Source organism: Klebsiella africana, from assembly GCF_020526085.1.
GTDB classification, from domain to species: Bacteria; Pseudomonadota; Gammaproteobacteria; order Enterobacterales; family Enterobacteriaceae; genus Klebsiella; species Klebsiella africana.
Window position 1 is genome coordinate 1,623,957 of the sequence record NZ_CP084874.1, and the last position, 11,949, is coordinate 1,635,905.

Annotated in this window: 13 protein-coding genes; 7 read left to right on the forward strand and 6 right to left on the reverse strand. The window is 56.8% G+C overall.

The genetic code is table 11. The annotated features are described in order from the left end of the window. Window positions 1-171 precede the first annotated feature (171 nt). From mglB to mglC, 3 genes are all read left to right on the forward strand, one after another. Complete coding sequence (gene mglB, locus LGL98_RS07840; RefSeq protein WP_136034728.1) at window positions 172-1,170, forward strand: galactose/glucose ABC transporter substrate-binding protein MglB; 999 nt, start codon at window positions 172-174, stop codon at window positions 1,168-1,170. A 118-nt stretch (window positions 1,171-1,288) separates the two neighbouring features. Further along, window positions 1,289-2,809, forward strand: a complete 1,521-nt coding sequence (gene mglA / locus LGL98_RS07845) for a galactose/methyl galactoside ABC transporter ATP-binding protein MglA (RefSeq protein ID WP_004201625.1) — start codon at window positions 1,289-1,291, stop codon at window positions 2,807-2,809. Window positions 2,810-2,824: 15 nt separating this feature from the next. After that, a complete protein-coding gene (mglC, locus tag LGL98_RS07850; RefSeq protein ID WP_002912871.1) occupies window positions 2,825-3,835 on the forward strand; it encodes a galactose/methyl galactoside ABC transporter permease MglC in 1,011 nt (336 codons plus the stop codon). Between the two features lie 68 nt (window positions 3,836-3,903). Here the strand turns inward: mglC and sanA are convergent, their stop codons facing one another. The 6 genes from sanA to LGL98_RS07880 all read right to left on the reverse strand — a co-directional run bounded on the left by sanA (window position 3,904) and on the right by LGL98_RS07880 (window position 8,032). After that, window positions 3,904-4,620, reverse strand: coding sequence for an outer membrane permeability protein SanA (sanA, locus tag LGL98_RS07855; protein WP_004201624.1), 717 nt, complete (start codon window positions 4,618-4,620; stop codon window positions 3,904-3,906). A 36-nt stretch (window positions 4,621-4,656) separates the two neighbouring features. Next, a complete protein-coding gene (locus LGL98_RS07860; RefSeq protein ID WP_136034730.1) occupies window positions 4,657-4,875 on the reverse strand; it encodes a hypothetical protein in 219 nt (72 codons plus the stop codon). Window positions 4,876-4,896: 21 nt separating this feature from the next. Then, the gene (cdd, locus tag LGL98_RS07865) at window positions 4,897-5,781 is read right to left on the reverse strand and encodes a cytidine deaminase (protein ID WP_136034732.1); all 885 of its coding nucleotides are present in this window, start codon (window positions 5,779-5,781) and stop codon (window positions 4,897-4,899) included. 128 nt (window positions 5,782-5,909) lie between these two features. Further along, window positions 5,910-6,605 (reverse strand): CidB/LrgB family autolysis modulator, encoded by a 696-nt coding sequence (locus LGL98_RS07870; protein WP_136034733.1) that lies wholly within the window; start codon window positions 6,603-6,605, stop codon window positions 5,910-5,912. Beyond that, window positions 6,595-6,999: a CidA/LrgA family protein gene (locus LGL98_RS07875; protein ID WP_004201620.1), complete on the reverse strand. Its 405-nt coding sequence runs from the start codon at window positions 6,997-6,999 to the stop codon at window positions 6,595-6,597. The genes LGL98_RS07870 and LGL98_RS07875 overlap by 11 nt, the downstream gene beginning before the upstream one ends. A gap of 127 nt (window positions 7,000-7,126) precedes the next feature. Beyond that, window positions 7,127-8,032, reverse strand: coding sequence for a LysR substrate-binding domain-containing protein (locus LGL98_RS07880; RefSeq protein ID WP_136034735.1), 906 nt, complete (start codon window positions 8,030-8,032; stop codon window positions 7,127-7,129). Window positions 8,033-8,159: 127 nt separating this feature from the next. Here LGL98_RS07880 and mhbT point away from each other — a divergent pair, with 127 nt between their 5' ends. Genes mhbT through maiA form a run of 4 tightly spaced genes read left to right on the forward strand, consistent with a single transcriptional unit; the run spans window position 8,160 to window position 11,939 of the window. Then, a complete protein-coding gene (mhbT, locus tag LGL98_RS07885; protein ID WP_136034737.1) occupies window positions 8,160-9,518 on the forward strand; it encodes a 3-hydroxybenzoate transporter MhbT in 1,359 nt (452 codons plus the stop codon). Between the two features lie 11 nt (window positions 9,519-9,529). After that, window positions 9,530-10,567 carry a gentisate 1,2-dioxygenase gene (gene gtdA, locus LGL98_RS07890; protein WP_136034739.1) on the forward strand — a complete coding sequence of 346 codons (1,038 nt, stop codon included), beginning with the start codon at window positions 9,530-9,532 and terminating at the stop codon, window positions 10,565-10,567. 17 nt (window positions 10,568-10,584) lie between these two features. Continuing rightward, on the forward strand, window positions 10,585-11,286 hold the full coding sequence (locus LGL98_RS07895; protein WP_136034741.1) for a fumarylacetoacetate hydrolase family protein: 702 nt from the start codon (window positions 10,585-10,587) through the stop codon (window positions 11,284-11,286). Window positions 11,287-11,294: 8 nt separating this feature from the next. Continuing rightward, on the forward strand, window positions 11,295-11,939 hold the full coding sequence (maiA, locus tag LGL98_RS07900; RefSeq protein WP_136034743.1) for a maleylacetoacetate isomerase: 645 nt from the start codon (window positions 11,295-11,297) through the stop codon (window positions 11,937-11,939). The last annotated feature ends 10 nt before the right edge of the window (window positions 11,940-11,949 follow it).

Consider the following 11,949-nt stretch of genomic DNA (forward strand, 5'->3'; position numbering starts at 1 on the left):
AGTAGGAACAAGGCGTTAAACGAGTTTTAGAGTCGTATTTTTCTGGAGCGTTACCCGACACGGAAGACCGAATTTTCGTCGTGAAATGCGTTGTGCGGTAACACTAATGCAACAAACCCCCGCCCGCATTCTTTCACAATAATGACCCTGCATAATAAAACCGGAGATTCCATGAATAAGAAGGTGTTTACCCTGTCTGCTGTAATGGCTGGTCTGTTATTTGGCGCCGCCGCACACGCAGCAGATACCCGTATCGGCGTGACGATTTATAAATATGACGACAACTTTATGTCGGTGGTGCGTAAGGCGATTGAAAAAGATGGCAAATCCGCGCCTGACGTCCAGCTGCTGATGAATGACTCGCAGAACGACCAGTCGAAACAAAACGATCAAATTGACGTGCTGTTGGCGAAAGGCGTGAAGGCACTGGCGATCAACCTGGTTGACCCGGCGGCTGCGGGAACGGTGATCGAAAAAGCGCGTGGACAGAATATTCCGGTGGTGTTCTTCAACAAAGAGCCTTCCCGTAAAGCACTGGATAGCTATGACAAAGCTTATTACGTCGGTACTGACTCGAAAGAGTCCGGGATTATTCAGGGCGATCTGATCGCTAAACACTGGAAAGCCAACCCGAACTGGGATCTGAACAAAGATGGCCAGATTCAGTTCGTCCTGCTGAAAGGCGAGCCGGGCCACCCGGATGCGGAAGCGCGTACCACCTACGTTATTAAAGAGCTGAATGATAAAGGTCTGAAGACCCAGCAGCTGCAGCTGGATACCGCCATGTGGGATACCGCGCAGGCGAAAGACAAAATGGACGCCTGGCTCTCCGGCCCGAATGCCAACAAGATTGAAGTGGTGATCGCGAACAACGACGCCATGGCGATGGGCGCGGTTGAAGCGCTGAAAGCGCATAACAAGAGCAGCATTCCGGTATTCGGCGTTGATGCCCTGCCAGAAGCGCTGGCGCTGGTCAAATCCGGCGCGATGGCCGGTACCGTGCTGAACGATGCTAACAACCAGGCGAAAGCGACCTTCGATCTGGCGAAAAACCTCGCCGAAGGTAAAGATGCCGCGGCGGGAACTAACTGGAAAATTGACAACAAGATCGTCCGCGTACCGTACGTGGGCGTCGATAAAGACAACCTGAGCCAGTTTACCGGCAAATAATCGTGATGTGAGTTGCGGGCGTGGGTTATCCACGCCCGATTATTCCTGATACAGAACCAGACTCCTGCTGGCGCTATTGCGCCGGACGGGGCGTGCATGAACGCAGCCAGGTATAACTATGGTCAGCAATAATAGCGAACGGTCAGGCGAATATTTGTTGGAAATGACCAACATCAACAAATCGTTTCCTGGCGTCAAGGCTCTTGATAATGTCAACCTGAAGGTTCGTCCGCACTCCATTCATGCGTTAATGGGTGAGAACGGCGCCGGGAAATCGACATTATTAAAATGCCTTTTTGGGATCTATCAAAAAGATTCCGGCAGCATTCTTTTTCAGGGAAAAGAGATCGATTTCCATTCGGCGAAAGAAGCCCTGGAAAACGGTATTTCGATGGTGCATCAGGAATTAAACCTGGTATTACAGCGTTCGGTCATGGATAACATGTGGCTCGGGCGCTATCCCACCAAAGGCATGTTTGTCGATCAGGACAAAATGTACCGGGATACCAAGGCCATTTTTGATGAGCTGGATATTGATATCGATCCGCGCGCCCGCGTCGGTACTTTATCGGTATCCCAGATGCAGATGATTGAGATCGCCAAGGCGTTTTCCTATGACGCCAAAATCGTCATCATGGACGAGCCGACGTCATCGCTGACGGAAAAAGAGGTCAACCATCTGTTTAAGATCATCCGCAAGCTGAAAGATCGCGGCTGCGGTATCGTCTATATCTCGCATAAAATGGAAGAAATTTTCCAGTTGTGCGATGAAATAACCATCCTGCGCGACGGCCAGTGGATCGCCACTCAGCCGCTGGAAGGGCTGGATATGGACAAGATCATCGCCATGATGGTCGGGCGCTCGCTCAACCAGCGTTTTCCGGATCGCGAAAACACCCCGGGGGAAGTGATCCTCCAGGTGCGCAATCTGACCTCGCTGCGCCAGCCGTCCATTCGCGATGTCTCCTTTGATCTGCATAAAGGCGAAATTCTCGGTATCGCCGGCCTGGTGGGCGCTAAACGCACCGACATCGTGGAGACCCTGTTCGGCATCCGTGAGAAGGCCAGCGGCACCATCACCCTGCACGGTAAAAAGATCAACAACCACAGCGCCAACGAGGCGATTAACCACGGTTTTGCGCTGGTGACCGAGGAGCGGCGCTCCACCGGGATTTATGCCTATCTGGATATCGGATTTAACTCGCTGATCTCCAATATTAAGAAATATAAAAACAGCGTCGGCTTGCTGGATAACTCGCGAATGAAGAGCGATACCCAATGGGTTATTGACTCGATGCGCGTCAAAACCCCCGGCCAGCATACGCAGATTGGCTCGCTTTCCGGTGGTAACCAGCAAAAGGTCATTATAGGCCGCTGGCTGCTGACCCAGCCGGAGATCCTGATGCTGGATGAGCCAACGCGCGGTATCGACGTCGGCGCCAAATTCGAGATCTATCAGCTGATCGCCGAGCTGGCTAAAAAAGACAAAGGAATCATTATTATTTCTTCCGAAATGCCGGAACTGCTGGGGATTACCGACCGCATTCTGGTGATGAGCAACGGCCTGGTCGCGGGCATTGTTGAGACTAAAACCACCACGCAAAACGAAATACTGCGTCTTGCGTCATTGCACCTTTAAGATCAGGGGCTTCACATGAGTGCGTTAAATAAAAAGAGTTTTCTCACTTACCTGAAAGAGGGTGGGATATATGTCGTCCTTCTGGTCCTGTTGGCCATTATTATTTTCCAGGATCCGACATTTTTAAGTCTGCTCAACCTGAGTAATATTCTGACCCAGTCCTCGGTGCGTATTATTATTGCCCTCGGCGTGGCCGGACTTATCGTCACGCAGGGGACCGACCTCTCCGCGGGCCGTCAGGTGGGACTGGCGGCGGTCATTGCCGCCACCATGCTGCAGGCGGTGGATAATGCCAATAAGGTATTCCCGGATATGGCGACCATGCCGATCCCCCTGGTCATCCTGCTGGTATGCGCCATCGGGGCGGTCATCGGCCTGATTAACGGGATCGTCATCGCCTACCTGAACGTGACGCCGTTTATTACCACCCTCGGCACCATGATCATCGTGTACGGCATTAACTCGCTGTACTACGATTTCGTGGGCGCGTCGCCGATCTCCGGTTTTGACAGCCACTTCTCCCATTTCGCCCAGGGATTTGTGGCGCTGGGCTCCTTCCGCCTGTCCTACATTACCTTCTACGCGCTGATTGCCGTCTTCTTTGTCTGGATCCTGTGGAACAAGACGCGCTTTGGTAAAAACATCTTCGCTATCGGCGGTAACCCGGAAGCGGCGAAAGTCTCCGGGGTTAACGTGGCGTTGAACCTGCTGATGATCTATGCCCTCTCCGGCGTGTTCTACGCCTTCGGCGGCCTGCTGGAAGCCGGACGTATCGGCTCGGCGACCAATAACCTCGGCTTTATGTATGAACTGGATGCTATTGCCGCCTGCGTGGTGGGCGGCGTATCGTTCAGCGGCGGGGTAGGGACTGTATTCGGCGTAGTGACCGGGGTGATTATCTTTACCGTCATCAACTACGGCCTGACCTATATCGGCGTTAACCCTTACTGGCAGTACATCATTAAGGGGGCGATTATTATCTTCGCCGTGGCGCTGGACTCCCTGAAATACGCCCGTAAAAAATAAGATTGAACGCATAAAAAACCGCGCCTGGCGCGGTTTTTTTATATCTGAAACGAATGCGTTGATGGAGGCTACTTTTCTTTCTGCAGCTCCAGCAGCTGCTCCGGGGTGACTGCCGGGTACGACTGGGCGTCATCCGGTACGTCATGCTGTTGAGCCGGAATCGGGATGAGAGGGCCGAGAAAGCGCGGCTCCCGTTTGAAGATATAGAGGTCCGCCAGCGCGCCAAAGCGGGCGCCGAACTCGCGCAGCCGCACGCTCCACATATCCTTCGGCGACGGCACCGCGTAGCACTGGGCCTGGATCCCCATATGCAGGGCGATAAACAGCGCCCGTTCGCAGTGGAAGCGCTGGGTGATGATAATAAAATCGTTGGTGTCAAACACTTTACGGGTGCGGACGATCGAGTCGAGCGTACGGAAACCAGCATAGTCCAGCACGATATCGGCGGGATCGACGCCGCCTTTAATCAGGTCCCGACGCATGGTCATTGGTTCATTATAGCTTTGCAGGGCATTATCGCCGCTCAGCAGGAGATAGTTGACCTTGCCGCTGTTGTAGGCGTTGAGCGCACCCTGGATACGGTAGCGGTAATACTGATTGATAACGCCGGTGCGGTAATATTTGGCGGTGCCCAGCACCACACCGACCTGACGGTAGGGCAGGTCCTGCAGCTCATCGTAGATATAGGGCGCGGTTTTCCAGCTCATCCAGCGGTCAAGGCCCAGCACGGTCAACAGCAGCAGGCCGAGCAGGACTAACAGGCTGTAGAACACACGCTTTAACATGAACTTGGCTCAATAATAGACAACGGAGTCTTCAGGCTACTTTACCCGCCGGGTAAGCGCAAGAAACCCGCGTTTGATTGCGGGGATTTTCAGCAATATAGACAGATCGCCGAACGCAGGTCGGGTAAGGCGTGAGCCGACACCCGGCATAGAGATCTTCAGCTCGCCATGGCGCGAACCGTAGGTCGGGTAAGCGTAGCGCCACCCGACAACATCACGGTATAACAGGTCGGCAGGATAGGCCAAAGGCGCCATCCGGCAATCTGCTCAGGTTGATCAACCTAACAGCACGCGCTCAATATTCTGGCAGCCCAGCGCCTTCAGGGTGGCAACGGTGGCATCCCACTGGATCAGCGCCGCGTCGGCTTTCTCCGCCAGGATTGCCCGCTGGATATCAGGATAATCATAGCCGTTGAGGCTCAGGAGATTCAGCGCCCCCTGCAACGGCGGCAGCGTCGGGTTGAACGCCGCGTTTTCCGCATAGCTGCCGCGGAAAATTGCGCCATCTTTCAGCTCCAGCGCCACGCCGGAGGGCGAGTGGCTGTAAGGTGCGTGACAGCGGTTGGCTGCCTGAATGGCTGCCTGGGTCAGGGCATCGCCGCTGACCGGGAAGCCATGGTCCTGTTCATCCATCAGCAGGGTTTTGATCTCCAGGTCTTTCGGGCCAAAGGCGTCCGGCAGATAGTGCTGGAGGGCATGGGCTTCGCGACCCGGCAGATGAATGCGCAGCGCCAGTCCACTGTTCAGTTCGTTCATAAACTGACGGCAGTGGCCGCATGGCGTGTAGTTCACCGTAATAGCGCGCAGGCAGGTCTCGCCGCGCAGCCAGGCGTGGCTGATGGCGCTCTGTTCGGCGTGGACGGTCTGCTGCATGGTCGCGCCGAGAAACTCCATGTTGCCGCCGAAGTACCAGCGGCCGCTGACCCCGCGGGCGATCGCTCCGACGTTAAAATGAGAAAGGTCGGCGCGCGCGCAGGCGGCAGCAAGCGGCAGTAGCGCAAAGGCCAGCGCGTCTTCGTCCAGACCTGTCGCCTGCTGCAGCGTCGCCACCTGATCGGCTTCGAGCAGCGCCGGGAAGTGCGGGTCGGTGAGCATCGGGGCGATGGCCGCCTGCAGGTCTGCTGCCAGAGTCGTCAAAGCAGCTTGAAAACGTGAGTGCATAGCGTTGCCTCATAACAATGTAATGGGAAGCCAGTGTACGGGCGTCCAGCAGTCTCATATGTGATGGATATCTCATTGTTTATGCAACTTTGATTTGTTGCATTAAAAAATGTGATTTAAATCACAATTTATCCCACCACCGCGAGGATCAGCGGAAACAAGAACGGCGCCATCAACGAGGTGATGATCCCGCACAGTACCAGCGCCAGCGAGCTAAACGCCCCTTCCTGGTAGTCCAGCTCGGCGCAGCGGGCGGTGCCGAGGGCGTGCGAGGCGGTACCCATCGACAGGCCGCGCGACGCTTTGGTATGAATACGCATCAGATTAAGCAGCGTATGGCCGAATACCGCCCCGAGGATACCGACAAAAATTACGCACACGGCGCTGATGGCCGGAATGCCGCCGATACTGCCGCTGACCGCCATGGCAATTGGCGTCGTGACTGACTTAGGCAGAATAGAGGCGGCGATTTGCGGTGTGGCGCCCATCAGCAGGGCGACTGTAGTACCGGTGATCATCGCCACACAGCTGCCGATAAAGCAGATGGTGATGATCGATTTCCAGCGCGCGCGGATCTGGTGCAGTTGCTCATACAGCGGAAACGCGAGGGCGACCACTGCCGGCTGGAGCAGATCGTTGAGAACTTTGCTGCCGGCAAAATAACGCTCATAGGAGATCCCGGTCAGCAGCAGAAACGGAATTATCACTATCATCGCCACCAGCAGCGGATTGAGCAGCGGGAACTTAAAGCGGGCCGCCAGTTTGCGGGCGAGAAAAAAGACGATCAGGGTTAGCGGCAGCGACCACCAGATTTCATGCATCATTTTTCTTTTCCTTTTGCCCAATCACTTTACGTTCGCCATGCACCAGGTGAGAGCTCCAGCTCACCACCACAAACACCACCAGGGTGCTGATGGCGCAGGAGATAACGACAGGCCCCAGCTGGGCGCGCAGCAGATCCCAGTACTGCATCACGCCGACGCCGATCGGCACGAACAGCAGCGCCATATAGCGGATCAGGATATTGCAGCCTGGATTGACCCACTGCGGCGGCATAATTTGCAGCGCCAGTAGCACGAACAGGATCAGCATGCCGATGATGCTGCCGGGGATAGTAATGGGCAGCAGCCCGGCGATAAAAATTCCGGCGTATAAGCAGGCGTAAATCAGGACGAAGGCCCGCAGGTACTGCCAGATAATAGTCAGCGATTTACTCATGGTATTAACCCTTGATGAACTGCATTCATCATACAATTAATCCCTAAAATGTGCTACCGATCACATCATGAATTCTGCGCATCCCGGGCATAGACAACGGGAACCGGCAGCTCATTCGGCGAGCACGCTATGCGGCGAGGTGATACAGAAAGCGGGCGAGAGCCTGGGAAGGCACTTCGCTTTTGCGCCAGAACACCCCAACGCTACCTTTTTGTTCTATACGCGGCAAATTAAGAATCGCCAGCTGATGATGTTCGGCGTAATGCTGTGCCAGCCGCAAGGAAAGAATAGAGATCATATCGCTACTTTGCAGCAAATTGCTGGTGACGTTCATCGAGGCCGACTCGATGGTGTTCTCCGGCAGCATCACGCCATTATCCACCAGCGCATTATCAATACTCTGGCGAATAGGGGTGCCGGTAGGCCAGACAATCCAGCGCCAGGCGGCGAGATCCGCCCAGCTCAGGTGCGCCCGGCTGGCCAGCGGATGGTCGGGACGGGCGACAAAACAGACCGGTTCGGTATACAGCACCCGATAGTTAAGGGGCAGTTCGAGGGCGCGTCCGCCGACCCGGCCCACGACCACATCCACCACCCCGGAGAGCAGGTCATGCAGCAGTGGGGTCATCACTTTCTCTTCGATATTCAGATGCAGGGTCGGCATCTCATTGAGCAGGGCGAGAATCGCCTGCGCCACGCAGTCTGTCGCCACCGGCGAACAGCCGATCATCAGGCTGCCCACCAGTCCGCCTTGTTTAAAACGCTCGATCTCGTATTGCGAGCGCGACATGTCGTTGATTAGCCGCTGGGCGTGCTGGAGCAGCAATTTGCCGCCTTCCGAAGGGCGGAGCCCCTTACTGTGGCGCTCAAAGAGCGGCATGCCGACTTCTTCTTCAAATTGCGTCAGCCACTTAGAGAGTGCGGGCTGGGTAATATTCATCATTTTGGCTACCTGAGTGAGATTGCCTTGCTCACCCAGCGCCACCAGCATTTTCAAATGCTGCAGCTTCAACTTTTGCGTCCAGTTCGCCATCAGCCAATAACCTCCAGGTTATGTCTATGCCCGAAAAGCCATTGTACATTTCATTGCCATGGTTACAAAATCGCAACATAAAAGAAATAAATACAACATCTACCCTGACCTGCACTGAGGCATCATTATGGCTCAACGACGTGAACTACAGACCTTACTTAACGCCGCGCCGGTTGGCGCCCTGCAGTGGCGTGTGATTATCTGCTGTTTCCTGGTGGTGATGCTCGATGGTTTCGATACCGCTGCGATTGGTTTTATTGCCCCCGATATTCGTCTTCACTGGCAGTTAAGCGCCGGCGAACTGGCGCCGCTTTTTGGCGCCGGACTGCTGGGGCTGACCGCCGGGGCGCTGCTCTGCGGCCCGCTTTCCGACCGGTTTGGTCGCAAACGGGTTATCGAATTCTGCGTTGCGCTGTTTGGCTTGTTCAGCCTGCTCTCCGCATTTTCTACGAATCTTGAAATGCTGGTGATCCTGCGTTTCCTCACAGGCCTGGGGCTGGGCGGGGCGATGCCCAATACCATTACCATGACCTCGGAATATCTGCCGGCCCGCCGTCGCGGGGCGTTAGTGACCCTGATGTTCTGCGGCTTCACGCTGGGTTCGGCGCTGGGGGGCGTGGTGAGCGCGCAGCTGGTGGCGCATATTGGCTGGCACGGCATTCTGGCTCTGGGCGGGATCCTGCCGCTGCTGCTGGCCCTCGCGCTGCTGTGGGTGCTACCGGAATCTCCCCGCTGGCAGGTTCGCCGTGGGCTGCCGCAGACCACCATCGCCAGAACGGTCAGTGCCATCACCGGCGAGCGCTATCCCGACACCCAATTCTGGCTGGATGAACCGGCGGCTGGGCCGAAGGGCAGCATTGGCCAGCTGTTTGTCGGCCGCCAGCTGGCAATCACTCTGATGCTCTGGGTGGTGTTCTTTATGAGCCTGCTGATTATCTACCTGCTTTCCAGCTGGATGCCGACGCTGCTTAACCATCGCGGGATCGATCTACAGCATGCCTCGTGGGTCACCGCCGCATTTCAGGTGGGCGGCACGCTGGGTGCTTTACTGCTCGGCGTCCTGATGGATCGCTTCAATCCCTTCCGCGTGCTGGCGCTGAGCTACTGTCTGGGCGCGCTGTGCATCGTGATGATTGGCTTAAGCGAAAACGGCTTGTGGCTGATGGCGCTGGCGATTTTCGGCACCGGGATTGGCGTGAGTGGTTCGCAGGTAGGACTTAATGCGTTGACCGCCACGCTCTATCCCACCCAAAGCCGCGCCACCGGGGTCAGCTGGTCGAATGCCGTCGGCCGCTGCGGCGCCATCGTTGGCTCGCTCTCCGGCGGCATGATGATGGCGATGAATCTCTCTTTCAGCACGTTGTTTTACGTTATTGCGGTTCCGGCTGCGGTCAGCGCGGGGATGCTTATCCTGCTGACGCTGGCGGTCCGCCACTCTGGATCGGTACCCGACGCGCTGCCCTCTACCGGCATCGTGAATAAGTAAGGAGAAGAATAATGACATCTTTCACCACCGAGGCGAGCCGCGACCGCCAGCGGTTCTACCAACAGATTTCCGGGCAGAATCTGACCCCGCTGTGGGAATCGCTGCACCATCTGGTTCCGCAAACGCCAAATGCCAACTGCGCCCCGGCGTACTGGAACTACCAGGAAATTCGCCCGCTGCTGCTGGAGAGCGGACAGCTCATCGGCGCCAAAGAAGCGGTGCGCCGGGTACTGGTGCTGGAGAACCCGCAGCTGCGCGGCCAGTCGTCGATTACTTCATCACTGTATGCTGGCCTGCAGCTGATCATGCCGGGTGAGGTGGCGCCAAGCCATCGTCACAACCAGTCGGCGCTGCGCTTTGTTGTGGAAGGTCATGGGGCGTTTACCGCCGTCGATGGCGAGCGCACGGCCATGAGCCCCGGCGATTTTATTCTCACGCCGCAGTGGCGCTGGCATGACCACGGCAATCCGGGGGAGGAACCGGTTATCTGGCTGGACGGTCTCGACCTGCCGCTGGTCAACTATCTTGGCTGCGGTTTTGCTGAAGATTATCCGCAGGAGCAACAGCCGGTGACGCGTAAAGAGGGCGATTATCTGCCGCGCTACGCGGCCAACATGCTGCCGCTGCGCCATCAGGTGGGAAATTCCTCACCGATTTTTAACTACCGCTACGACCGCAGCCGCGAGGCGCTGCACGACCTGACCCGCTTCGGCGAGGCCGACGAGTGGGACGGCTACAAGATGCGCTACGTCAACCCGGTCACCGGCGGCTATCCGATGCCCTCGATGGGCGCTTTCCTGCAACTGTTGCCGAAAGGGTTCCGCTCGCGAGTGGCGAAAACCACCGACAGCACCATCTACCACGTGGTGGAAGGCTGCGGTCAGGTGACGATTGGCGAACAAACCTTCGTCTTCCAGGCGAAAGATATCTTCGTGGTGCCGACCTGGCACGGCGTGTCGTTCAACGCCAGTGAAGAGTGCGTGTTATTCAGCTTCTCGGACCGTCCGGTACAGGAGGCCTTAGGCCTGTTCCGCGAAGCACGTTATTAATAATAAGGAAAACCACCATGACTCAATACGTTTTTGCTCCCCAGGCTCCCGTTAGCATCCCCGTCGTTGGCAGCGATGCGCAGTTCCCGGTACGCCGCGTGTATTGCGTGGGCCGTAATTATGCCGCTCACGCCCGGGAAATGGGCTTCGATCCCGATCGCGAGCCGCCGTTCTTCTTCTGCAAACCGGCGGATGCGGTGGTCCCGATCGCGGCGGGTGAAACGCTGGATCTACCGTATCCGGCGCAGACCGACAACTATCACTACGAGATTGAGCTGGTGGTCGCCATCGGCAAGGCGGGACGCGATATCCCGCTGGAGCAGGCGCAGGAATATATCTGGGGCTATGCTACGGGTCTCGACATGACCCGTCGCGATCGCCAGATGGAGATGCGCCAGATGGGGCGCCCGTGGGAAATTGGCAAAGCCTTCGATCTTTCTGCCCCCATCGCGCCGCTGCATAAAGCCGCCGATGTCGAGAATGTCAATCAGGCCGGAATTTGGCTGCAGGTCAATGGCGAGGATCATCAGCGCAGCGATATTCGCCATCTGATCTGGTCGGTGAATGAAACCATCAGCTACCTCTCGGGATTTTTCGAACTGCAGCCGGGCGATCTGATTTTTACCGGCACCCCGGAAGGCGTTGGCGCGGTGGTGAAGGGAGATGTGATCACCGGCAATGTCGACGGACTGACGCCTGTTGCCGTTCGCGTAGTGTGAGGTGAGCGATGAAGCTGTACAGTTTTTTTAACAGCTCGGCCTCGTACCGGGTGCGCATCGCGTTGGCGCTGAAGGGCATCGATTATCAGAGCGTTGGGGTGAATATCCGCATCGGGGCGCAGAACGCGCTGGAGTACCGGCGGTTGAATCCGGTGGGACTGGTGCCAACGCTCATTACCGATGACGGGGAATCGCTGGGCCAGTCGTTGGCGATAATCGACTGGCTCGACCGTCATTATCCCCACAACCCGCTATTGCCCCTGCAGGATCCGGCGCGGATGCGGGTGCTGGAGATGGTCTACGCCATCGCCTGCGATATTCATCCGATTAATAACATGCGGGTGTTACGCTACCTGAGTGACGAGCTGAAGGTCAGCGAAGAGGAGAAACAGCGCTGGTACGCCCACTGGATCCAGCAGGGGTTGAGCGCGCTGGAGCAGTTACTGCGCCAGGCGAAATCCAGTGATTACTGCGTCGGCGATAGGCCGACGCTCGCCGACTGCTGCCTGGTGCCGCAGTGGGCCAATGCGCAGCGAATGGGGTGCGATCTGAGCCATTATCCGCGCTGCCAGGCGGTTTACGACGCCTGTACCCGGCTACCGGCTTTTATCGCCGCCGCGCCGGAAAATCAACAAGACAAAATTCCGGCCTAGGGAGGAGGGA